The sequence below is a fragment of the Egibacter rhizosphaerae genome, assembly GCF_004322855.1.
GTDB classification, from domain to species: Bacteria; Actinomycetota; Nitriliruptoria; order Euzebyales; family Egibacteraceae; genus Egibacter; species Egibacter rhizosphaerae.
In genome coordinates this window covers 1785084-1808440 of record NZ_CP036402.1, presented here as the reverse complement: position 1 = coordinate 1808440, position 23357 = coordinate 1785084, and the positions used below count along the sequence as shown (strand labels likewise).

The following is a 23357-nucleotide window of genomic DNA, read 5'->3' as shown; positions in this document are numbered from 1 at the left end:
GGGGGCAGCATGGCCGCCACGAGGCCGGACATTCGTGCGCCGGGGGAGCCGCTTGGGGACTTCGACTCCATCGACGCGAGGACACGCAACGCGCGGGATCGTGCTGGTGGTGGCGCTGGCGTTGGCGGCGCTGGCCTGCGATCCCGATGCGGGCGAGGAGGAGGCCGAGCCGGAGGCCCCCGTCGAGGACGAGGAACCGGAGCCGCCCGCCGAGGATCCCGACGAAGGCGACGCGGGTGCGGAGGCTGACGACCCCGACGATCCCGAGGACGGGGACGAGCCCGATGGCGACCATCCCGAGGACCCTCGCGACGAGGAGGACGACGAGCCCGAGGAGCAGGGGCCGGGCGAGTTCGCGGTGAGCGCCGGCCACCCGCGAGCGGTCGACGCCGGCATGGAGGTGCTCGAGGCCGGGGGCAGCGCCGTGGACGCCGCGGTCGCGGCGGCCTACGCGGTCTCGGTGGTGGAGCCGTTCGCCTCCGGCATCGGGGGCGGGGGTCAGACCCTCGTCGCCGCTCCCGGGGAATCACCGCAGGCGTACGACTACCGTGAGGTCGTCCCCCAGGACGGTCAGGTACCCGAGAGCGGGGCGGGCATCCCCGGGTTCGTCGCCGGCATGGAGGCGCTGCACGACGAGTACGGCGAGGTGTCCTGGGAGGAGCTGCTCGACCCGGCCGTGGAGCTGGCCGAGGGCGCCGAGACGAGCGGCCTGCTGGCCGACCAACTGCAAGGCGCCAGCGGCCGCTTGCCGGTCGGCGAGCTCGGCCATCTGTACCCGGGCGGGCAGGCGCTGGCGGCTGGCGAGCCCCTCGTGCAGGAGGAGCTCGCGTCCACGCTGCGGCAGCTGCGTGACGAGGGCGCGGACACGTTCTACGAGGGCGTGCTGGCCGAGCAGCTCGCCGGGTCGGTGGCGGGCATCGACCTGGCGTCCCTGGGCGCGTACGAAGTTCAGCGCTCCGAGCCGCCGTCGGGGGAGTTCGGCGGCTACGAGGTCGTCGGCGCCGCCCCTCCGCTGCCGGGCTCGACGCTGATCCAGCAGCTGCAGATCGCGGAGGCGGCCGGCGTGGCCGACGTCGATCCCGCGTCCGCGGACGCGATGCACACGACGGCGATGGCGTGGCGCGCGGCGCGGTCGCACATCGAATGGGATCTCGGGGACCCCGACTTCGTCGATGTGCCGACCGAGGTGCACACCGATCGCGGGCGCAACGAGGCGATCGCCGAGACCGTCCCCGCCGATGGTCTCCTCCCGATCGATCCTGGCTCGCCGCGCGGCGGTGTCGACCCCAACACCACGCACGTGACCGTGGTCGGCCCCGACGGGCAACTCGTGTCGATGACGAACACGCTGACGAACTTCTGGGGCTCCTCCCAGTACGCGTCGGGCTATTTCGTCAACAACCAACTGGCCCGCTTCTCGATCGGTCAGAGCGACGCGAACAACCCCGAGCCGGGCCGCAGGTCGGTGAGCTGGAGCCTGCCGGCGATGGTGCTCGACGAGGACGGCGACCCGGTTCTGGGGATCGGGACGCCGGGTGGGGAGCGGATCCCCAACGTCCTCACGCAGCTGCTCGCGCGCTGGGCGCTGCACGGGCAGTCGCTCCAGGAGGCGATCGACGCGCCGAGGTACCACCTCGAGGGTGCGCGGTTGCAGGTCGAGCAGCCGCTCGGGGGCGGGGTCGGTGACGACCTCGGTGCGCGTGGCTACGAGGGGTTCGATCAGCAGCCGGCGTTGTACTTCGGGTCGGTGCAGGCCCTCGAAGTCGGCGAGGACGGGATCAGCGGAGCACGCGACGGGCGTCGCGAGGCGGATTGGCGTGCGGATTCCCCCTGACCTCCGCCGTCGTCGGCTCGTTGGGCGGCGCGGGCTCGGCTCGTGGTGTGATGAGCCACGGCAGGTGCAACAGCGATTCGAGTGGTCCGTAGCGCCAGACCGAGCGCCAGAGCACCGCGACCGTCCCCGCCACGGCGGCGAAGCCACCGAGCAGTGCGAGCGCGCCGGACACCTCGTCGCTGGTGAGCAGCGTGGGGGCCAGGTGCAGCGCGACGAGGTGTCCCACGTAGATCGTGAGCGCGAACTGCCCGGTCGCGACCAGCGGCGACGCCACGCGGTCGATCGCCCGCGCTGCGAGCAGGCATCCCCCGAGCACCGCGACCGCAAGACCGGTCGATGACCACAGCCACAGCGGCATCTGGCTGTGGGCCCCGCGCGCCAACAGCATCCGCGGATCGCCCCAGCCCGTGGGCTCTCCCATCAGCCCGACGAGGATCACCGACACCATCCAGGCGCCGATTCCCACCGCGAGCCCGCCCAGCAGCAGCCGTCGCTGCACGGCGCGGTCGCCGATCGCTCGGCGTCCCAGCCACATGCCGAAGATGAACGGGGCGGCCCACACCAGCAACGGGAACGCGCCGGTGGCCAGCAGCGCGTGTGCGATCGCTGCCGGCCCGTCGGCGAGCACCGGGCCGCTGCGCTCGAACGTCGCCGGCGCCACTGACTGGCCGAGGAAGTAGGCCACCGGTCCGAGCGCCGCAACAGCCCCGGCGGCCCCCAGCAACTGTCGGTCGCTGGCGTCGAGCAGCAGGATCGCCAGCGCGAACAGCACGGCGTACTCCGCCAGGATCACGAAGGCGCCGTGGTCGAGGAGCTGCAGCGCCAGCCCGGCCGGCAGCAGCAACGCCGCCCGCCAGGCGAGCCGCCGACGGGCCACCGCGCCCGACGTCCGCCGCGACCGGGCCAGCAGAGCGACCCCGACACCGGCGAGGACGACGAACAGGACCGACGCCCGCCCGTGCGGCAGCGCGTACAGCCGTGTCGCCAGAGCCGAGCCGTTCGTCGGGCCGACGTGCACCGCCAACATGCCCAGCACCGCCAGTGCGCGCGCGACGTCGATCCCTCGAAGGCGGGCCGAGTCCCCGGAGGACGCGCCGAGGGGCCGGGTCAGGACGGGGCCCGTCGCGCGTACGGGAACGAGGCTCACGCTCGGCCCCGCCAGCGGCGACGAGTCGCGCAGTCGGGGGTCGTGCCCATCGGTCGCCTCGCCCACTCGGTCGGTGCGGCCCTTCGTGTGCCATGATCTACCCACACCCGGGGCCTGCCACGATGACCCGATGGCCAGGTCGCGGGCGCGCGCCTCCCCCCTGGGGGCGCGCAGCTAGTCCTCGACGATCACCGTGCCCTCCATGCCGGGGTGGTAGGTGCACTCGTAGGCGAACTCGCCCTCCTCGTCGAAGGTGCGGGTGTAGCTGTCGCCCTCCTCCAGGTCCTCGGAGGCCTCCCCGTCGTCGAACGCCACGTCGTGGACCATCTGCTCCTCGTTCACGAACTCGACGGTCTCGCCGGGCGCGATCTCGACGGTCTCGGGTGAGAAGGCGACGTCCGACATCGTCACGGTCGCGGCGACGGTGTCGTTCCCTGCGTCCGGCTCCTCCGCGGTGTCGGTGTCGCCCTCGTCGCAGGCGGTCAGCAGGGCCACTGCTGCCACGGGGCCCAGTAGACGGATCGCGAACCGTGAACGTCGCACGGCGGTACCTCCCGTTCGGCTTCGGTGCCACGGGGTGTACGAACGAGGGCCCCGGTGCGGTTCACGCCGTCCCGACCGGGCGCGGTCACCCCGCGCCGCGCTCGTCCCGGCCGGGCGGTCACCCCGCGCCGCGCGACGCGTGGACGCGCTCGGTGTAGTGCGTGAACGCGGCCTGGTAGGCGGGCGCGTTCGGACCCGGTCGCTGCGTCGCCCGCGGCCGGAGGGGGGACGGACCCGGGCCCGCTTCGCCCTCCAGCGCGGACAGCGCCAGGAGGCCGGCGCCGCGGAGCGTGGCCTCGGGCTCGTCGACGACCTGCACCTCGGTGTCGAGGACGTCCGCGAGGAGGGCCTGCCACCGGGGCTCGGTGGTGCCGCCACCGACCAGCCGCACGGGCGCGTCCCGGGCGGGCCCATCGAGCGCGTCGCGCGCGGCGCGGATGGCGAAGGCCACACCCTCGAACACCGCCCGCAGCAGGTGTGCGCGCCGATGCGCGCGCCCCGCGCCGAGCCAGGCCGCGCGCAACCCCGGATCCAGGTGGGGTGTGCGCTCGCCGGTGAGGAACGGCAGGAACACCACCCCCTGCGCCCCGGGCTCGGTCGCCTCGAGCGCTCGGTGGGCCTCGTCCCAGCCCGCGTCGAGGACCTCCCAGGCCCACTCGAACGCGAGTCCGGCGTTCTGGACCGCGGCCATGGCGTACCAACCCTCGCCGGCCGCGCGATAGCAGTGCAGACCCTGCTCGGGCTCGAGCGTCCGGGTGTCGACGGTGGCGCCGTCGAGCGGCCGGACCCACTGCGCCCCGGTGCCGATTCCCAACTGCAACGCTCCCGGCGGCGTGTCGGCGCCCCGAAGCGCTGCGGCAGTGTCCGCCGCGCCGGCGATCACGGGCGTGTCCGGGATGAGCTGGAGCTCGGCGGCCGCGCTCGTGGTCAGGCGGCCGACGATGCGCTCGGACCTCACGATCGGGGGTAGCAGCCCTCGCGGCAGCGCGAGCAGTTCGACGATCTCGTCGTGCCAGTCGTCGGCTTCGAGGTCCCACAAGAGCGTGGCGGAGGCGTCGCTCGGCTCCGCGCACGGGCCGTCGACGCCCTCGGGTCCGGTCAACCGGGTGCGCAGCCAGTCCTTCGGGCTCAGCGCCCATCGAGCCCGGGCGACGACCTCCGGTTCGTCGGCCCGGAGTGACGAGAGGATGGGCCCCATCATCCCGGGAACGAGCGGGTTGCCGAGGCGTCGCAACGCGGCATCGTCCGCCTCGCGGTACCGGGTCAGCTGCTGCTGTGCCCGCCGGTCGGGCCACAGGACGGCGGGGCGTAGGGGTGTCCCCTGTCCGTCGGCGAGGACGACGCCGTGCATCTGTCCCGCGATGGCGACGCCCGAGAGATCGTCGAGGGGGTCGCTCGGCAGGGCGCGCAGTTCGCGTACGACCTCGCGGGTGGCGGCCCACCAACGCGCCGGATCGGCCTCGGCACGGTCCTCGCCGGGTGTGAGCAGCGGATAGTCACGGGCGGCGGTCTCGCCGAGTCGCCCGTCGGGGCCCATCACGCCCGCCTTCACCGAACCGGTCCCCAGGTCGAGCGCGAGCACCCGTTCTGCCGCATCGTGAGCGCCCGTCTCGCCCGGGGTTCCCGTGATGTCCACATCTCCGACGATACGCCTGCTCCGGCGCCGCGACCGCTCCACGGTGGCGCATCGAAGGTGACGGGACCGAACGTCGGGCCCGGCCGATTCCCGCGAACGCGTCGGCGCGCCTCGTCAGTCCGGCACCGGCTGCTCGCCCGGGCCCACCACCTGGCCCTTGCCCGCGTGCTTGGCGTGGTACATCGCGAGGTCGGCCGAGCGCAGCGCGGCATCGGACGAGGTTCCTTCGAGCAACGCGACCCCGACGCTGGCCGAGATCCGGAACACGCCTTGCGAGAGGTGGTGCGGGCGCTGCAACTCGCTCGACGCCCTACGGGCCGCGGCCTTGCCGTCCTCCACCGACTCGACCCCCTCGAGGAGGACCACGAACTCGTCCCCACCGAGCCGCGCCGCGGTGTCGCCGGGCCGGATGGTGTGGCGGATCCGATCGGCCACCGAGCAGAGCAGCTCGTCGCCGAGGGCGTGCCCGTGCCCGTCGTTGATGCTCTTGAAGTCATCGAGGTCGAAGAACGCGACCACGCCCCGCGGCCGGTCCCCCCGGGGGCCGCGCCCGAGGCAGCTGCTGATGCGCTCCTCGAAGAGCTTGCGGTTCGGCAGCCCGGTGAGCGAGTCGTGGAACGCCTGGTGCTCCAGCGCGTCCTCGAGCCGCTTCTCGCGCGTGACGTCGGCCATGACCCCGTGCGCGACGAGTTCGCCCTCGCGGTCGTGCTCGACCGCGAACTCGTCGCGCACCCACACCTCGTCGCCCTCGCGCCGATGCATCCGGTAGCGGATGGTCGTCGGCTCCGTCGAGGGACGTCCGGCGCGCTCCAGCCACGCGTCGTGGACCGCCGCACGGTCGTCGGGATGGACGCGGGCGAGCCACAGGTCGGGCTGCTCGAGCCACTCGTCAGGGGTGAACCCGAGCAGGATCTGGACCTGGGGGCTCACGTACTTGCAGGGCCGATGGGGTGCGAGGGGCGCCACGTAGACGACGCCGGGGGAGCGTTCGACCAGCAGCCGGTAGGTGGCCTCGGCCTCCTCGAGTTGCTGCTCGAGCCGCCGCTGCTCGGTGACGTTCTCGAGCATCCCCACGTGCAGGGCCGGGTGTCCGTCATCGTCCCGCAGGAGCGAGACCGTCAGCCGGCACCACAGTTCGGAGCCGTCGCGCGCGTAGAAGCGCTTGTCCATGTGGAAGCGCTCGCGGTGGCCGGCCAGCATCTCGCTGACGAGTTCGCGGTTGCGGACGGTGTCGTCGGGGTGCGAGTAGTCGTCGAAGTGCATGGCGGCGAACTCGGCCTCCGAGTAGCCGAGCATCGCGCGCAGGGCGGTGTTGCTGAGGACGACGTGCCCGTCGAGATTGACGATGCCGACCCCGATCGGGGCGATCTGCAGGATCTCCCACAACCGCTCGAACGTGGCCACCGAGGGGTCGACGGCCTCGGGCTTCGCATCATCGGGCGGTTGCTCCCGCTCTCGAGCGCGTTCGGGTTCGAGCTCCTGCTGCACGGCTCCCCGCTCCTCGCGTCACCGCTGAGGGCACGGCCGTTGCCGAGTGCTCAGCGAGCGCGACGTGTCCCGCCAGCTGCTTGCACCCCACCGGTCGTCGCGTCGACGGCGAACTTGAGCGTGACGCCCCGACGAACCGTGACGAAGCCGTCGACCCGGCACGTGTCGTGTTCGCCGCGCCTCGGTCCGATGCGGTTCAGAACTCGAAGAGCTCGATGGCCACGGCCGCGTCGCGGCCGGCGCGGGCGCCCGCATCGGCGAGCACCCAGCGCAGGAACTCCGGGTCGGCCATGGGATGGTCCCCGAGCCCTTCGAGGTAGGCGCGGTGCTCGGCGAGGGACGCCACCGCAGCGTCGACCGTGCCGCTCACGTCGATCGCGTGGCGCGCGTGGGGGCTACCGGCGACCATCGCCCGGCGAACCGCGTGAGGGTGGCCCCCGACGCCAGGGAAGATCCAGCGGTTGCCCGCGTCCTGGACCGCGTCGAGAACCGCGGCGCCGAGCGCGCGGTGGTCGGCCGAGTTCAGTGCGCCCGGAGGGCCCCACGTTTCGCGGTGGTTGACCGTGATGACGGTGTCGGGACGCTCCCGTCGGATCGCTGCGACGAGGTCTCGCCGCAGTTCCGGGCCGTGGACGAGGGTCCCGTCGGGATGGTCGAGGAACTCGACGCGGTCGACGCTGACCACCGCGGCGCTGCGCTGCTGCTCGGCGCTGCGGAGCGGCCCGGCCTCGTCGGGACTCACGCTGTCGATGCCCGCCTCGCCGCGGGTGGCGAGCAGATACACGACCTCGTGGCCGGAGCGGGTCCACCGCGCGACGGCGGCCGCGGGCCCGTACTCCAGGTCGTCGGGGTGGGCGGCGATCGCGAGGACACGGCCGATGTCGCCGTCGAACTCCTCCAGTTCCGGACTGGTCATACGCCCCTCCTTGCGCCGTCGAAGGTGAGATCGTGGTGCGGTTACCCGCGCCACTCGCCGGTTGGCCTCACCGCCGTACGGTTACCTGCGCCGGCGCGGGTGCGCGTACCGCGGGCGGGGCGGTGCGCGGCGGGTCGACGGCCGCTCCTGGCCCGTGGTGCGGTTACCCGCGCCGACGCGGGTAACCGCACCACGAGTCGGCGCAGGTTGGGCGGCCGGGGGTTCGGTCGGGTGTCGAGGTCAGGTTGGGCGGCCGGGGGTTCGGTCGGGTGTCGAGGTCAGGTTGGGCGGCCGGGGGTTCGGTCGGGCGGCCGGTCAAGCGCGCATCGCCTCGGGGTCGAGGCCACGCTGGAGGCACCAGTCACGATAGGCGAACGGGCTGACCTCGCTCGGCTTGATCTCGCTGCGCCCGCCCCAGAACACGTTGGTGTACTCGACCGGGATCCCGACGGCTTCCAGATGCTCGTCGATCGCCGCCTTGTGCGCTAGCACCCGGTCCTTCTCGGTGCCGTGCGACACGCCCATGATGTTCACCCCGGCGAACTCGGGGCCGCCCTCGCGCCAGTAGGCATGGGTCATGCAGTGGTGGCGCCCGACCTCTTGGCCCGCGCGGATCTCGGCGCCTTCGGGCACGCGCCAGTGGAACAGGGCGTTGTAGCGGGTCACGCGCGTGCCGTCGCGGTGCTGCTTGTAGTGCTCGAGGAAAGTCGAGAACCTCCCGACGATGTTGCGCTCCGTGAGGTCCTCGGCGATCGCGCAGAAGTCCTCGAGCGTTTCGCCCGCCTCCTGGGCGCGCGGCGCCCACGGGTCGGGTCGCAGCTCCTCGGGCTCGAACTCGCGCTTGAGGGCGGTCAGGACCCGCCATTCGCGCTCGGTCAGGTCCACCACCTCGGTGTCGAGCACCCGACCCGGTTCATCGGTCCGGTCGCCGGGCTCGATCTCGCGGCGACGCACGTGGCCGACGCCGAGCGCGAACAGCTTCTTCGCCGGCAGGAGCTTGTACGCCGTGGCGCCGGTCCGCTCGGCGAGATACCGACAGTGCGCCTCCATGTCGTACGGTCGCGGCACCTTCAGCGTGGTCCAGAGCTTGTAGTCGCTGCCGGGGGTGTCACGGTCGGTGCTCCGCGTCACGACGTGCCCGCTGAAGGGGTCCTCGCGGAACATGAACTCGAAGGCGGGTTTGATCCGCTCCCCGGGAAGTCGCCACGCCACGAGCGCCCCCGGAGCGAGGCTCGTCGACATCAGCGTCTGGCGCACCCGGCGGATCGTGCCCTCTCGCAGCATCGCGGCGATGCGGGTGATCACCGTGTCGAGCTCGACCTCCGACTGCTCGGCGATCGTGCGCAGGGGCTCGCGGTGGAATCCCTGCACGCGATCCTCGGAGACCGCGAGGATCTTCGCGTTGACGGGGTCGTCGACGTGCGCGGGGATGGTTGTCGGAGCCATGCCGCGAGTGTAGGTCGCAGCCACGGTCGGCTCCCGACCGCCGACGCCTCGGCCGCGTTGCGCGGGAGCCACGGGGGAATCGAGCCGGCGGGGTCGCGTCGGCGGCCATCGCGTCGTGACGCCGCTGCTACTCCTCGCCGGGGGCCCGGTGCGGGTAGTCCAGCTGATCGAGGGGCATCACCACGGCGGAGACGATGTTGAGCAGGTTCGCGAGCACCCGCGACAGCTGACGGTAGGTCATCGCGGTCGCCGCGGGCTGAGGCACGGCGACGCGCTCGAGCAGCAAGTCGTCGATGCGGCGGCGGCAGTCTCCCTGGAGTCCCCGAGCCCGTTCCAGGAATCGTTCGGCCTCCTCCGTGCGCTCCTCGGCGAAGATCCGCGCCGCGTCGGTGATCATGGGCGAGACCTCGGCCCGCAGCCTCGCGAGCTCGTCGAACAGCTCGCTGTGAGGCTGCGTGCCGACCGTGTCGGCGATCCCGAACACGTTCTTGGACAGGTCGGCGACCCGCTCCGCGTCCTTGGCGACGCTCATGTAGAGCAGGCAGGCGGAGATGTTCGCGCCGCCCTGCACGCTCGCGTGGGTGAGCAGGAGGCGCCGGATCCGGCGTTCGGCCTCGTCGGTGCGCTCCTCGGTGGCCTCGAGCTCGCTCTTGATGCTCTCGGGAGCGGCCTCGCCCAGTCGCGCGTCGAAGGCCAGGTCGAAGACCCGACGGCCGTCGGCGAGCATCTCCTTGAAGGCCTCCTCGACCTCGGCGAGGCCATCGGAGCTTCCACGCAGCCAGCGGAACATGGCGCCTCCAGTCAGCGGAGTACGAGGATGCCGACGAATGGCACGACATAGAAGAGCAGGATCACGTACGCGAGCACGGTGCTCCGCCGTTTGACCGCCTGGTCGCCCATCCAACGGGCCGCGCGCAGGGGAATGCGGCGCAGCGGCGGGATCGGCCAGAACAGCAAGAGGCCGACGACGTTGAACGCGAGATGCACGAGGGCGATCTGCAGCCCCGCGATCCCGGGGACGGCGAGCGCGGCCAGCAGGGCGCTCACCGTCGTGCCGAGGTTCGCCCCCAGAGTTACCGGATAGGCATGGTCGAGCCGGAGCACGCCCGCGGCGATCATCGGGATGAGCAGGGCGGTCGCGATGCTGGAGGACTGCACCGCGACCGTGAGCACGATGCCGATCAGGATCGCGAGCGTGCCGGCCCGGCCGAGCACCGCGTTCAGCCAGCGTTCCGCGGTGCCCGCCATCACCACGCGCATGTTCCTCGTGATCGAGTAGAGCGTGCCGAAGATCAGGCCCAACCCGAGCACGAGCAGGGTGCCGGCGGCGACGAGGTCCCCCGGCGCGAGGGCATTGACTCCCGCCTCGATCTGTTCGCCGACCCCGGCCACCACCGCGCGCACGGGGCTCTCGAACTCGCCGGTCTGCGCGTCGCCGACGAAGTCGCTCAGGAACACGGCCGTGCGCGAGAGCAGACCCGTCAGGAGCTCCACCGGGAGAAGGATGACGATGCTGGCCAGGTTGAACACATCGTGCATCGTCGCGCCGGTGAAGGCGCGGCGGAACTCCTCGGTGCGGCGAATGCTTCCCAACGACGCGAGCGTGTTGGTGATGGTCGTGCCGACGTTGGCGCCCATGATCACCGGCACCGCCTCGTCGACGCCGACCACGCCGCTCGCGACGAGCCCGACGAGGGTGGCGGTGGTCACCGAGGACGACTGCGCGAGCACGGTGGCGAGCACGCCGACCAGCAGGCCGACCGCGGGGTTGCCGATGCCGCGGAACAGCTGGTCGGTGAAGCCCTCCCCGAAGCCGGCGATCCCGTTGCCCAGCGTGTCCACTGCCAGCAGGAAGAGGTAGAGCAGGGCGACGAGCAGCAGGAGGCGCAGAAGCCGCTCGCCGCGCGACATTCCGGTGACGCGGGCGCGCGCCGGCCGTGGTGAGGGGTCGTCCGGGACCGAGGGCACGCGGCGACTACTCCGTGGCGTCGGTGAGGCTCTCCGCCGGCGTGGCGGTCGCGGGGAAGTCCGGCCGGCGGGAGGATAGTGCGCTGACGCCACTACTTGCGAACGCCGGCCCCGGCCGTTCTCGGCCATCGGGTGCGCTTCGGAGCTCGAGCGGCACTCGATGCGACCGGGACGCCAGTAGTTCGGGCCCTTATCTCGTCGTCCGTCGGGTCGACCGGCGGGAGAACAGGCTGCGCGAAGGGACCGTGGCGGGTGTCGTTGACCGGACCCGGCGCCTCGCGCAGGACACCAGGCCGGGCGGTTCGCGGACCCTCGTCGGCCGAGCAAGAACCATCCGATTCCAGGGGGACCACTGTGCTATCCCGGTTCAAGCGCGCGTCGCTCAAGTTCAAGCTGTTCGCATCGTTCGGGGTGGCCGTCGTTGGCCTCCTAGCAATGGGGTGGGTTGCGTATGACGCCATCGCTGACCTCGACGAGGCCGCCACCGATCTGGAGAGGACGGCGGCCATCAACGCCGAGCTCGACCGCTACATCGCCGCGATGAGCGAAGGCGAGGCTGCGGTGTTCGAGTACCTCATCACCGGCGACGCCGGCGAGCTCGAAACCTACGGGGGGACCCAGGAAGCCGCGTTCGAGCACCTCGACACGGTCGCCGACATCACCCAGGTCGACGAGGTGCAGGCGTTCGTGACCGACGTACGACCCCGGACCGAGCAGCACTTCACCCTGCTCGACGGGATCCTCGAGACGTCCGAGGCCGACGGTTCCGAGGCCGCGCAGGAGTTCGCCGCCCAGGGCGAGGTGGACGACAACATGGACGTCGTCGAGGCCGAGTACGCGGCGCTCATGGGCGAGCGCGACCAGCTGATGGAGCAGCGCCGGGACGACGCGAACGCCGAGGCGGCGCAGGCGCAGACCCAGATCCTCGTCGGGATCCTCATCGCGCTGCTGATCGTGGGGGCGCTGGCCGTCCTCGTGACCCGCCAGATCACCCGGCAGGTCGGGTCGTCCGCGGAGGGGCTCGCCGAGTCCGCCGACGAGTTGAGCGGGGTGTCGACCGAGATGAGCTCGGCGGCCGAGGAGACCGCGAGCCAGGCCAATGTGGTCGCCGCGGCGGGCGAGCAGGTGAGCCAGAACGTCGCGACGGTCGCCACCGCGGTCGAGGAGATGACCTCGACGGTGCAGGAGATCAGCCAGAACACCGACGAGGCGAACAAGGTGACCGGCCGGGCCGTCGAGTCCGCCCAGCAGGCGAACCAGACCGTCTCGCAGCTGGGCGAGTCGTCGGCCGAGATCGGCAAGGTCATCGAGGTGATCAACTCGATCGCGGAGCAGACGAACCTCCTCGCCCTCAACGCGACGATCGAGGCCGCGCGCGCCGGGGAGGCGGGCAAGGGCTTCGCCGTGGTGGCCAACGAGGTGAAGGAGCTGGCGCAGCAGACGTCGCAGGCGACCGACGACATCTCGCAGCGCATCACGACGATCCAGACCGACTCCTCGTCCGCCGTGACGGCGATCGAGCAGATCAGCGAGGTAATCGACCAGGTCGCCGAGATCTCCCAGACGATCGCCTCCTCGGTGGAGGAGCAGAGCGCGACCACCAACGAGATCGCGCGCAGCGTCAACGAGGCGAGCGAGGGCTCCAGCCAGATCGCGTCGAATATCGCGAGCGTGGCGGAGGCCGCCGAGAGCACTGCGGCATCGGCGAACCGGACCCACTCGACGGCGCAGCACCTGACCGCGCTGTCCGCCGAGCTGCGAGAGGTGGTCGAGGGGCAGGCCGGTGAGTCGGTTGATCGTTCGGGCGCCGGCGCCGCGGCCCATCGGGCGGTGGGAACCGACAGCCGCTCCCCGCAGGAGTCGCACTCCGCCGAGCGCGGCGGCTGGGGACAGTCCGACGACTCGCAGCTCAGCGGCACCGGCTCGCACCGCTAGCCGCGCCGAGCCGCGTCGCCGCGCGACACGCCCGAGAGGGGCGGGGAGGAACGTCCCCCCTCTCGGCGTCCCGGCCCCTCGGGCGTGCCCCGGTGACTGGTCGGGGCTGCGACCGGCGCGCTTATCGGTCAAGCTAGCCGCATGCATCGCCCCGGCGCTCCATTGCGGATGGTGAGCTACCTCGTGCCCGCGGGTCCGGTATGGCTGTTCGAACGTCTCGCGTCCGTGGTCGCGCGCACGCTCGACCGCCCGGTGGAACTGCACTTCGACGCCAGCCGGTCCGGGCCCGGCCCTGACGGCGTGCCGTTCACGTCGTACGGGGCCGACATCGGGTTCGTGTGCGCACCCTCCTACCGTTGGCTGCGGCACGGAGCGGTCCCCGTCTCCCTGGTCGGGGTCGCGCCCGTGCCGAGCGACCCGCGCAGCGCAGGCGTGGCCCGGCACGTCTCCGAGGTCGTGGTGCGCCCGGAGCATCCCGCCGGCTCGGTCGAGGACCTCGCGGACGCGACCTGGGCGGCGAACGATCCCTGCTCGCAGAGCGGTTACCACGCGATCACCGAGTTCCTGCCCCGCGCACGCACGGTGTTCTCCGGGAGTCACGAGCGGTCCATGGCCATGGTCGAGGCGGGGGAGGCCGATGCCGCTGCGATCGACGCACAGGTCCGGCGGGGCGCCCACGACGGTCTGCGGCCCCGCGACGGGCTGCGTTGCGTGGGCGTGCTGGGGCCGCATCCCACGCAGCCGATGGTGGCGGGTCCTGCCCTGACCGCGGCCGAGCGCGACGCCCTCGCCGTCGCGATGCTCGCCCTACGAGGGGGCTCCGCGCTGACCGACGCGGGCCTCGCCGGCTTCGGGCGGGTCGCCGACGAGACCTACGCCGGGGTGCGGACCGTTCGTCCGGCGCTCGAGGCTCCGTGACCGGGCACCGCCGCGGGGTGGCCGCGGGTTGGGTGTTCGCTGTGGCTGGCCTCGTGCTGCTCGGCTGCGAGGCCGAGCCTCCCGGTGACGCTCCCGGTCGATCCAGCCCCGACGAGCGGGAGGAGGCGACGGGCGACCCGGCACCGGACCGTCCCACCCTCGACGACGAGCCGCAGCATGACCCCACGAACGGGACGGCGACGGGCGACGCTGACGAGGAGGCCGAGGGCACGCCCGATGAGCCGGCCGGGGACGCGGTCGCGCAGGCCGAGCGGGTCCTCGAGCGTCTGTCGTGGGAGCAGAAGGTCGGCCAGCTGCTGGTCGCCGACGTGCGGGGCGATCACCCCACCGAGGTGAGCGCACCGGCGGCGGCCGAGAACGCGGCCCGCTTCGGCGCGCCCACACCCGCGGAGGTCGTGGCGCGCCACGACCTGGGTGGCGTCATCTATTTCACGTACGCCGGGGTCGACGACGAGCCCGATCCCGAGCTCGGCAACATCCAGGGGCCCGAACAGGTCGCGACGCTGTCCGACGGGTTGCAGGAGGCCGCGACCGAAGCCACCGGGGTGCCGTTGCTCGTGGCCACCGATCAGGAGCACGGGTTCATCACCCGGACCCCTGAGCCGTTCACGCGCATGCCCGGTCCGATGGCGCTCGGTGCCGCCGACGACGTGGCGCTGGCCGAGGAGAGTGCCCGGGCGGCCGCGGTCGAGCTGCGCGCGGTCGGGATCAATGTCACGCTCGCCCCCACGGCCGACGTCAACACCGAGCCCACGAACCCGGTGATCGGGGTGCGCTCGGTCGGCGCGGAGCCCGAGCTGGTCGGTCGGATGGTGGCCGCGCAGGTACGTGGCCTCGACGACGGCGGGGTGGGAGCGACCGCCAAGCACTTCCCGGGGCACGGCAGCGTGGACGTGGACAGCCACGAGGCGCTCCCGACCGTCGACGACGCGGAGGAGGCGCTCCGAGCGGTGGCGCTGCCGCCGTTCCGCGAGGCGATCGAGGCGGGGGTCGGGGCGGTGATGCCCGGACACTTGGCCGTTCCGGCCTTCGACGACGAGGGCCGGCCGGCGACGGTGTCCCCCGCGATGATCGACGGGTTGCTGCGCGAGGATCTGGGCTTCGACGGTGTGGTCGTGACCGATGCGCTCGACATGGAGGGCATCACCGGCCGCGGTGAGCCGGCCGAGGTCGCCCTCGAGGCCCTGGAGGCCGGGGTCGACGTCCTGCTCATGCCACCGGACCTCCCCGACGTGCGGGCGGGGTTGATCGACGCCGTCGAGACCGGCGCCCTGGACGAGGACCGGCTCGATGCATCAGTGCGCCGGGTGCTGATCTGGAAGGCCGAGCTGGGGCTTCTCGGTGACGACCGGGCCGCGCGGGCCCCGATCCCCGACGGCGCGGTCGGCGTCGACGAACACACCGGCCTGTCCGAGGAGGTCGCGCGTGCCGCCGTCACCGCGATCGAGGCGGCCTGCGACGTCCTGCCGTTCGCCGAGGGCGAGGCCGTCGCGGTCGTGGGGCCGCGCGACGGCGGGGTGGAGGAACTCGCGCCGCTGCTCGACACGGACGGGGCGTCGATCGCGGCGGTGCCCACCGACCAGCAACCGAGCGCCGATCAGATCGCCGACGCCGTGTCGGCCGCGGTCGACGCGGACCTGGTGGTACAGGTCACGACCTCGGCGTGGCGGTCGACCGGTCAGCAGCAACTCGGCGCCCGCCTCGCCGAATCGGACACGAGCGTCGTCGCCGTCGCCTCCGCGGAGCCCTACGACGCCACCGTGACCGACGCCGACGTGCACCTGGCGACCTACGACCGGGGCCGCGCGGCGATGACGGCGGCGGCCGAGGTCCTCCGCGGTGGCGAGGCCCCCGGCCGGCTGCCCGTCCCGGTGGGTGCGCACGCCGTCGGCGACGGAGCCGCCCTGGCCGACTGCGACTGAGAACGCCACCGCGAACCGAGGAGACACCGTGGCCGCACTGCGATGGGGTGTGATGGGGACCGCCAGGATCGCGACCGAGAAGGTCGTGCCCGCCCTTGGGCACGCGCGCGACTGCGAGGTCGTCGCGATCACGTCGCGGGACCCGGGAACGGCCCGCGAGGCGGCGTCCCGTCTCGGGATCCCACGAGACCACGGCACGTACGCGGACCTGCTCGCCGACGCCGAGGTCGACGCCGTCTACATCCCGCTGCCCAACCATCTGCACGGTGAGTGGGCGATCGCCGCCGCCCGGGCCGGCAAGCACGTGCTCTGCGAGAAGCCCCTCGCGCTGACCTCCGCCGACGCCCAGCGGATGGTGGACGAGGCGCACGCGGCCGGCGTCACGTTCATGGAAGCGTTCATGTACCGCCTGCACCCCAGCTGGGAGCGGGCCCGAGACCTCGTGGCCTCGGGGCGGATCGGGGCATTGCAGGCGGTGCACACCTGGTTCTCGTACTACAACGACGACCCCGCCAACATCCGCAACATCGCCGAGGCCGGCGGCGGCGCTCTGCTCGACCTCGGCTGTTACGGGGTGAACGTCGCGCGGATGCTCTTCGGTGCCGAGCCGAGCGACGTGGAGGGCGCCATGATCACCGAGCCCGCGCTCGGCGTGGACACCACGACGAGTGCGGTGTTGTGCTTCGACGACGACGGGGTCGCCACGCTCACCTGCTCGACGCGCGCGAAGCCGGACCAGTACGTGACGATCCACGGCACCGAGGGACGCATCCACGTCGAGCTCCCGTTCAACATCCCGCCCGACCGCCCGACGCGGGTCCATCTCTCCACGGGCAAGGGGCTGCCGGCGCTCGAGACGCCGGAGACGTTCGAGTTCGCGGGGGTGAGCCCGTACACCGTCCAGGGTGAGCGGTTCGCCCGAGCGGTTCTGGACGGCACCGGGGTGCCGATCCCCGCCGGGGACGGGGTCGCGAACATGCGGGTGCTCGAGCGGATCGTGGCTGCCGCGCAGTGAAGGCCCCGGGGGCTCGTGGGGCCTCGAGACCGCTCGCGGCGAGCGGTGCCGCGCCGAACCCGGCGGGCCGGGGCCCGTGGCCGGTGCCACGAGCCCCGGATGGGGAACCGACTACTCCTCGAGCAGTGCGCCCAACTCCTCGAGGACCGCGTCGTCGATGGCGGCCGTGCCACCGACGGCAGTGAGCCCGTCGAGGGTCTCCGAGCGGTCGGCGACCCAGCCCCGGGTTGCGGGGGAGGCATCCAGGCTGCCGCCGTCGACGAGCAGCAGGTTGCCGGTCGGAGCCGTCCCGGCCTCGGTGGTCGCACCGGCGACGGGTGCCGCCGCCAACGAGTCCGCCCAGCCGTGGCCGCTGGCCACCCAGGCGTGGTCGTCGGCGATGCCGGCCTCCGCCGCCCGATCGGCGACCGCCGCGGAGGTCTCGTAGCGGTTCTCGCCCGACAGGCGATCGAGATCGCCGACGATTCGCTCCGCCTCGGCCGCGACCTCGTCCGAGACGGCCGCCGAGCCGCCGACCACGACGACTTCGTCGGGGTCGAGCGCCTCGAGCGCCGCCTCGGTCCCCTCGGGCAGGTGGTCCTGCAGCGCGAGGAGGATCGGCTGCTGCTCGTACGCCGCGAGGGTGGAGACGCTGACGGCGTCCGGCCACCCGCGGTCGGGATCGGGATGGTCGCCCTCGACGAGGAAGACCGTGTCGACGTCGGTGTCGAGTGCGTCGGCGACCGCCGCCGTCGTCGCGAACCGGTTCTCACCCTCGTGGCGCTCGATGGTCGTGATACCGGCGTCCTCGAGCTCCCCCTCGACCTCTTCGCTCAACGCGGCCTCGCCACCGAGCACGTGCGCGGTGTCCGCGCGGAGCCGGTCGATCTCGGTGGCGACGTCCTCCCGCAGGCCGTCCTGCGGTGTCAGCAGGAGCGGGGCCTGCCCGGCCGCGGCCAGCGGTCCGCCGGCGAGGGCGTCCGCGTAGTCGTCCGCGCGCCCGATCACCACCTCGTCGGACGCGTCGAACGTGCGGGCGAGCTCGAGCGCGGTCTCGATCCGGTCGTCCCCGCTGATGCGGTCGACCGGATCGGGTGCCACGTCGGTGTAGGCGCCGTGCGTACGCGGATAGTCCGCGTGCAGGTCGTCGTCGTAGCAGTTGACCATCTCGGTGCCCGGGCCGCCCATGTCCTGGCTGGCCGGCGGGGTCGTCTCGCTGCGGTCGCCCTCGAACTCCTCGCCCTCGGGCTCGCGGATGTCCCAGTTCGTTCGCAGGTCGTCCTCGACCTCGTCGCTGAGCGCCATCGCGAGGTCCATGCTCTCGAGCAGCCGCTCCCCGACGTTCTCGGTGAGCAGCTCGCGGGCGGCCTCGGCATCGCCAGCGTCGAACAGCTCGCGGGCCTGGCTCTCGAGCTCGTCACGCTCGGCGAGCAGGTCCAGCTCGAAGTCCTCGATCTCCCCGGTGACGTCCGTGTAGAACTCGCCCGGCTCCTCGCAGGCCAGGTACATCAGCCGCTTGAACTCGCGGGTGCCGTACCGGGTGCCCTCCTGCGCCTGGTAGTCGTCGCTCAGGAAGTCGGAGGGGGAGCCCGAGGTCATGTAGCGGTGCTGGCGGAACTCCGGCGGCACCTCCTCGGCGCCGATCGGGATCGGCACGTACGGCGTGGTGACCGAGCTGGTCGTCGCGGTCCAGAGGGTCTGCAGCTCCTCGTGGGTGTCGGGCCGCAGGTGCGCGACCTGCCCGTAGCCGGCGTGATCGGTCGACCAACGCGGGTCGCGGACCAGCGCCAGCATGTCCTCGAGGCTGATGTCGCCCCGCTCGTCGATCAGGTCCCGGACCTCCTCCTCGCGTTCCTCGGGGTCGCGGGCGTCCTGGTAGAAGGTCGGGGCGACGTAGTCCTCCTCCTCGTCGTCGTCGGCGGGGAACTGCCCCACGCCGAACACCTCGAGCAGGTCGAGGGTCTCGCCGTCCTCGGCGGGGTCGTACCAGCCCTGATCGACGGCGAAATCGACGAGCTCGTCCGAGGCCTTGAAGTCCGGATCGTCCTCGTGGTCGGCCGGAAAGTCGCGGATGTAGCCCGGGTAGGAGACGCGGACCTCGTCCGAGCCGAGTCGCTCGGCGGCCCAGAGCTCCCCGTCGGGATGGGCGTAGTTGATGAACACCCAGCCCTCGTCCTCGTCGGCGAACAGGTGCGAGTTGCCGCCGTAGGTCGAGTAGCCGTGCTCCTCCATGAGCCCGCCGACGATGTCGACGGCCTCCTCGGCAGTGGAGGCCCGCTCCATGGCCGCACGCGCGAGGTCGGAGTACTGCGGGCCCTCCTGAGGCTCCTCCTCCTCGGCGATCTCCTCGATCTCGGGCCGCGAGGGCGACCAGATGTCGCGGGCGGCCACGCCCTGGTCGTTGAGTCCGCCGTTGGTCAGCGGCGGGGGAAAGCCGGCGAACTCGGAGTAGAGCGAGGAGATGTACTTGTTGGTCTCCTCGGCCTGGGGGATCTCGATGAGCTCACCCGGGATCCGGGCGTCCTCGGTGACCCCCACCTGGGTGGTCGAGCCCGCCGGGTGCTCCTGACGCGGGATGATCTCGAGCCAGTGGCTCGAGGGCTCGTGGCCGAACCCGCCGAGCAGCGTCGAGCCGTCATCGGTGAGGTCGCTGCCGACGTAGAACCCGATGCTCTTCGTCGGAGGGGGCTCCTCCTCAGCCGTCGCGGAACCCTCGGCGACGTCGGGAGCGTCAGCCTCCTCGTGGTCGGCGTCGGCGAGCACGGCCGCGGTCGCCACGCCGGCGACCGCGACACCTCCGAGCGCGGCCGTCAGAAGCGTTCGTCGCCACTTCGAGAACACGGTGCGCCCTCCTTGCGGACGGTTGCGCGGCACACGCATCACGGATTCCTGTAAGAAATCAGGCCGCTCCGGCACCGTGCAAGCCCGGCAGGCAGGGCTTCAGGTGGAGGGCGCGGAGGTGCGCTTCCATGCCCGGCGCGCGGCGAGGCCGGCCAGGACGAGTGCGGCGCCGGCGAGCAGCAGCGGGATCGCGCCCACGGCGAGCACCAGCAGGGTGCCGGCGACCTGCACGAACCCGTCGGCGGCCTCGGACCAGTAGCCGCCGAACGCCGCGGTGTCGGGCTCGCGATCGTCGACGTCGTAGCCCGCCGGGACGAGCTCGACGCGCAGGGTCGAGGTGGCGGCTCGGTCCTCGAGCTCGTCGAGTTGGCCGCGCAGCCGCTCGATGCGCTCCTGCACCTGCTCGAGTTGCTGGCTGATCGCCAGCGCTTCGTCGACGTCCTCGGCGTCGTCGTAGAGCCCCAGGTAGAAGTCCTCCAGGGATTCCGCGTGGCGCAGCCGGCTCGAGAGGTCGACGTGCTCACCGGTGACGTCCTCGGTGCGAATGTCGCGGCGCTCCACCTCCCCCAGGTCGGCGACGGCGCGCAGCAGTTCGTCGTAGGCGTCGACGGGCACCTCGATGCCGACGGTGCCGAACTCCGCGCCGTCGGGGCCGGTGTCGGTGTCGATGTCGCCGATCGCGCCGCCGAGGTGTTCGGCCAGATCGTCAAGCTCGTCGAAGGTGCGCTCGAAGGAGCCGTCGTACACGAGCACCAACGAGCCCTCCCGCACGAGGTACTGGCCGTCCCGCGCGGTTGTGTCGTCGAGGTCGCTGGCCGGTGCGGCTCCGCCGACCCCGTCGTCCGCCTCGGCCCCGTCGTCCGCCTCGGCCGCGTCGTCCGCCTCGGACGCGGGGGCCTCGATCGGCTCGTCGGCGTCCGGTGACTCCATGTCGGCTTCGTCGACCTCCTCCGCGGCATCCTCGACGGCCTCGTCGCCTGCGCTGCAGGCTGCGAGCAGCAGGGCCAGGCCCAGTGCGCCGAGGAGCGCCGCGGGCAGTGCGGGGGTGCGGGACCGTGGGCGGGTCATCGGGGCCTCCGATCGCGAGGGCGGTGTCGGTCGCGCGGTTCGACGTGCCGTCCGAGCGGTTCGTTCCGGCGGCTCGCGGAGCCTGCGCTTGCGGCGACCGCGGGTCCCGTCCGGCCTGCGCTCGCGGCGACCGCGGGTCCCGTCCGGCCCGCCTCGCGGCCCCGGAGGCCTCGAGCCCCTACACTGTCCGTACGGGCGGCCACGCTCGCCCGGAACACGCGCGCCGCACGGATCCGCCGAATCGGTGCATCCGACCGCCAGGCGCCGGACGTGATCGCGGGATCTCGCCGTCACCTCTTCGGGCGTGTTCGCCCATGCGCGCGGCGACGCGTCGTGCGCCCACTGACCGTCCGGCTCGAACGCAGCCGGTCAGGAGCCAAGACCTTGACGAACACCTTCACCGAGCTCGGCGTGCCGTCGAAGCTCGTCGACACGTTGGCACGGGGCGGCGTGACCGCCCCGTTCCCCATTCAGGCCGCGACCATCGCCGACGCGATGGCCGGCAAGGATCTGACCGGCCGGGCGCCCACGGGCTCCGGCAAGACCCTGGCGTTCTCGGTCCCCCTCGCCACGCGGGTCGGCGAAGGCTCACCGCGCCGACCGCGAGCGCTCGTGCTCGTCCCGACCCGTGAGCTGGCCGGCCAGGTCGCCGACGAGCTGCGGCCCCTCGCCGACGCGCGAGGCCGCTCGGTCGCCACCTTCTACGGCGGCACCAGCCTGAGTCGCGACCAGCGGTGCCTGCGGCGCGGCATCGACATCGCGATCGCGTGCCCCGGGCGACTGGCGGATCTGGTGCGCCGCGGCGACGCCGACCTCTCCAAGGTGGATCTCGTCGTGATCGACGAGGCCGATCGCATGGCCGACATGGGCTTCCTCCCCGAGGTCCAGCGCCTCCTCGACAAGACGGCGACTGACCGGCAGACCCTGCTGTTCTCCGCGACGCTGGACGGGGACGTGGACGTGCTGATCCGCCGTTACCAGCGGGACCCCGCACGCCACGAGCTCGCCGGCAGCGCGGAGTCGACCGGCGACGTCCGCCACTTCTTCTGGCACGCGCAGCCGCAGGGGCGGGTCGCGTACACCCGCGACGTCGTGAACACGCTCTCCCCGGCGATTGTGTTCACCAGGACCAAGCACGCCGCGGACCGCGTCGCCAAGCAGCTGAACCGCGAGGGGGTGCGTTCGGCGGCGATCCACGGCAACCGTTCGCAGGGGCAACGCGAGCGCGCGCTCGCCGACTTCTCGAACGGTCGCGTCGCGGCCTTGGTGGCCACCGACATCGCGGCGCGGGGCATCCATGTCGATGACGTCGGCGTGGTCGTGCACTACGACCCGCCCGCGACCGACAAGGACTACGTGCACCGTTCGGGGCGGACCGGTCGGGCCGGTAACGACGGCGTCGTCGTCACGTTCGTCGCCCCCGACAAGGTCGGGGACGTCAAGGGTCTGCAGCGCCAGCTGGCGATCCGTCCGCGGATCGACGCGGTCGCGGTCGAGGAGCTGACCGGCGAGGGGGGCTCGCGTCGCGGCGAGGTCCCCGTCGAGCACGGTGGACAGGGCTCGTCCAGGCGAGGCTCGAACGGGTCGAACGGCTCGAACGGGTCGAACGGCTCGAACGGGTCGAACGGCTCGAACGACGGGGCGAACCGCCCGCGGAGCCGCTCCCGTGGGGGGCGTTCGTCCGGGAGCCGTTCGTCGGCGAGTCGGCGCGCCGCCTCGAATCGCCCTTCCGCCTCGAACCACCCCTCCGGGTCGTCCTCACGCCGCTAGAGGCGACGGGCTCGACACGTGTCAGGATGTCCGCGTTCGAGCGGCCTCCGAAGGGCTGCGCGACCAAGGAGCCGGACCCGTGGATCGCCGCGCGCGATGGAACAAGCTGCTGGAGCTGCTTTCCGACGAGGGCAGCCTCGATGTCGCGACCGCCTCGGAGCGGCTCGGCGTGTCGCCGGCGACCGTCCGACGGGACTTCAAGGAGCTCGCGGAGCAGGACCTCGCGACGCGCACGCACGGAGGGATCGTCGCGACCGCCGTGGCCTACGACCTCCCCCTGCGCTACCGCAGTGCGCGGCGAGCGGCCGAGAAGCAACGGATCGGTCGGATCGCCGCGAACCTCGTGGCGCCGGGTGAGGTCGTCGGGCTGAACGGGGGAACGACGACCACGGAGGTGGCTCGCGCGCTCGGGGGACGCAGCGACCTGCGTGAAGCCGCGAACGTCACGACGGTCGTCACCAACGCGCTCAACATCGCGAGCGAGCTGGTCCTGCGGACCGGGTTCAAGCTCGTGGTGGTCGGAGGGCGGGTGCGCTCCCAGACCTACGAGCTCGTCGGGCCGTTCGCCGGCGCGATGCTCGACGACGTCGTCCTCGACGTCGTGTTCATCGGCGTGGACGCCATCGATTCCGTCCTCGGCGCGACCTCGAACGACGAGGACGAGGCGACCACGAGCCGTCAGATGGCCAGCCGCGCGCGACGCACGGTCGTCGTCGCCGACAGCCACAAGCTCGGCAAGCAGGCGTTCGTGCGCACGCTGGCCCTGTCGGGGGTCCAGACGCTCGTCACGGACCCGGGCGCAACGAGCGAGGAGCTGGACGCTTTCGCCGAGGCCGGTATCACCGTGCTCACCAGCTGAGCACTGCGCAGCCAACTCGTGATTACTATCGCGCGGCTTGCTGACCTAATA

General features: G+C 72.4%; 17 protein-coding genes. 7 read left to right on the top strand and 10 right to left on the bottom strand.

What is annotated here, in order from left to right; all coding sequences use genetic code 11:
* Positions 1-109: 109 nt before the first annotated feature.
* Positions 110-1834 (top strand): gamma-glutamyltransferase, encoded by a 1725-nt coding sequence (locus tag ER308_RS08350; protein ID WP_131154556.1) that lies wholly within the window; start codon positions 110-112, stop codon positions 1832-1834.
* Here the strand turns inward: ER308_RS08350 and ER308_RS08345 are convergent.
* The 8 genes from ER308_RS08345 to ER308_RS08310 all read right to left on the bottom strand — a co-directional run bounded on the left by ER308_RS08345 (position 1779) and on the right by ER308_RS08310 (position 10978).
* Complete coding sequence (locus tag ER308_RS08345; RefSeq protein WP_131154555.1) at positions 1779-2981, bottom strand: DUF418 domain-containing protein; 1203 nt, start codon at positions 2979-2981, stop codon at positions 1779-1781. The genes ER308_RS08350 and ER308_RS08345 overlap by 56 nt on opposite strands.
* 174 nt (positions 2982-3155) lie before the next feature.
* Positions 3156-3485 (bottom strand): cupredoxin domain-containing protein, encoded by a 330-nt coding sequence (locus ER308_RS08340; RefSeq protein ID WP_165491915.1) that lies wholly within the window; start codon positions 3483-3485, stop codon positions 3156-3158.
* 157 nt (positions 3486-3642) lie between these two features.
* Positions 3643-5160 (bottom strand): xylulokinase, encoded by a 1518-nt coding sequence (locus tag ER308_RS08335; RefSeq protein ID WP_131154553.1) that lies wholly within the window; start codon positions 5158-5160, stop codon positions 3643-3645.
* A gap of 114 nt (positions 5161-5274) precedes the next feature.
* Complete coding sequence (locus ER308_RS08330; RefSeq protein WP_131154552.1) at positions 5275-6648, bottom strand: sensor domain-containing diguanylate cyclase; 1374 nt, start codon at positions 6646-6648, stop codon at positions 5275-5277.
* Positions 6649-6844: 196 nt separating this feature from the next.
* Positions 6845-7564 (bottom strand): PIG-L deacetylase family protein, encoded by a 720-nt coding sequence (locus ER308_RS08325; protein WP_131154551.1) that lies wholly within the window; start codon positions 7562-7564, stop codon positions 6845-6847.
* Between the two features lie 315 nt (positions 7565-7879).
* Positions 7880-9010: an Lrp/AsnC family transcriptional regulator gene (locus ER308_RS08320; protein ID WP_131154550.1), complete on the bottom strand. Its 1131-nt coding sequence runs from the start codon at positions 9008-9010 to the stop codon at positions 7880-7882.
* 127 nt (positions 9011-9137) lie between these two features.
* Positions 9138-9800: a PhoU domain-containing protein gene (locus tag ER308_RS08315; protein WP_131154549.1), complete on the bottom strand. Its 663-nt coding sequence runs from the start codon at positions 9798-9800 to the stop codon at positions 9138-9140.
* 11 nt (positions 9801-9811) lie between these two features.
* Positions 9812-10978, bottom strand: coding sequence for a Na/Pi symporter (locus tag ER308_RS08310; protein WP_165491914.1), 1167 nt, complete (start codon positions 10976-10978; stop codon positions 9812-9814).
* A 435-nt stretch (positions 10979-11413) separates the two neighbouring features.
* Between ER308_RS08310 and ER308_RS08305 the strand changes: the two genes are divergently transcribed.
* From ER308_RS08305 to ER308_RS08290, 4 genes are all read left to right on the top strand, one after another.
* Positions 11414-12913 carry a methyl-accepting chemotaxis protein gene (locus tag ER308_RS08305; protein ID WP_165491913.1) on the top strand — a complete coding sequence of 500 codons (1500 nt, stop codon included), beginning with the start codon at positions 11414-11416 and terminating at the stop codon, positions 12911-12913.
* Positions 12914-13054: 141 nt separating this feature from the next.
* Positions 13055-13831: a phosphate/phosphite/phosphonate ABC transporter substrate-binding protein gene (locus ER308_RS08300; protein WP_131154547.1), complete on the top strand. Its 777-nt coding sequence runs from the start codon at positions 13055-13057 to the stop codon at positions 13829-13831.
* On the top strand, positions 13828-15774 hold the full coding sequence (locus tag ER308_RS08295) for a glycoside hydrolase family 3 protein (protein ID WP_131154546.1): 1947 nt from the start codon (positions 13828-13830) through the stop codon (positions 15772-15774). The genes ER308_RS08300 and ER308_RS08295 overlap by 4 nt, the downstream gene beginning before the upstream one ends.
* Before the next feature lie 28 nt (positions 15775-15802).
* Positions 15803-16789, top strand: a complete 987-nt coding sequence (locus ER308_RS08290; protein ID WP_131154545.1) for a Gfo/Idh/MocA family protein — start codon at positions 15803-15805, stop codon at positions 16787-16789.
* A gap of 111 nt (positions 16790-16900) precedes the next feature.
* Here ER308_RS08290 and ER308_RS08285 read toward each other — a convergent pair whose 3' ends face one another.
* Positions 16901-19609 carry a cell wall-binding repeat-containing protein gene (locus ER308_RS08285; RefSeq protein ID WP_205745969.1) on the bottom strand — a complete coding sequence of 903 codons (2709 nt, stop codon included), beginning with the start codon at positions 19607-19609 and terminating at the stop codon, positions 16901-16903.
* A gap of 99 nt (positions 19610-19708) precedes the next feature.
* Positions 19709-20539 carry a DUF4349 domain-containing protein gene (locus ER308_RS08280; RefSeq protein WP_420826249.1) on the bottom strand — a complete coding sequence of 277 codons (831 nt, stop codon included), beginning with the start codon at positions 20537-20539 and terminating at the stop codon, positions 19709-19711.
* Positions 20540-21061: 522 nt separating this feature from the next.
* On the opposite strand from ER308_RS08280, the gene ER308_RS08275 reads away from it, so the two are divergent.
* Together ER308_RS08275 and ER308_RS08270 are read left to right on the top strand one after the other, a co-directional pair.
* On the top strand, positions 21062-22447 hold the full coding sequence (locus tag ER308_RS08275) for a DEAD/DEAH box helicase (RefSeq protein ID WP_205745968.1): 1386 nt from the start codon (positions 21062-21064) through the stop codon (positions 22445-22447).
* Between the two features lie 79 nt (positions 22448-22526).
* Entirely contained in the window at positions 22527-23306 is a 780-nt protein-coding gene (locus tag ER308_RS08270; protein WP_131154542.1) for a DeoR/GlpR family DNA-binding transcription regulator, read from the top strand.
* Positions 23307-23357 lie beyond the last annotated feature (51 nt).

What these genes read in the sequence shown, in the direction of transcription:
- ER308_RS08325 (WP_131154551.1), bottom strand. Translation starts at nt 7,564, where the DNA reads ATGACCAGTCCGGAACTGGAGGAGTTCGACGGCGACATCGGCCGTGTC.
- ER308_RS08320 (WP_131154550.1), bottom strand. Translation starts at nt 9,010, where the DNA reads ATGGCTCCGACAACCATCCCCGCGCACGTCGACGACCCCGTCAACGCG.
- ER308_RS08315 (WP_131154549.1), bottom strand. Translation starts at nt 9,800, where the DNA reads ATGTTCCGCTGGCTGCGTGGAAGCTCCGATGGCCTCGCCGAGGTCGAG.
- ER308_RS08305 (WP_165491913.1), top strand. Translation starts at nt 11,414, where the DNA reads ATGGGGTGGGTTGCGTATGACGCCATCGCTGACCTCGACGAGGCCGCC.
- ER308_RS08300 (WP_131154547.1), top strand. Translation starts at nt 13,055, where the DNA reads ATGCATCGCCCCGGCGCTCCATTGCGGATGGTGAGCTACCTCGTGCCC.
- ER308_RS08280 (WP_420826249.1), bottom strand. Translation starts at nt 20,539, where the DNA reads ATGGAGTCACCGGACGCCGACGAGCCGATCGAGGCCCCCGCGTCCGAG.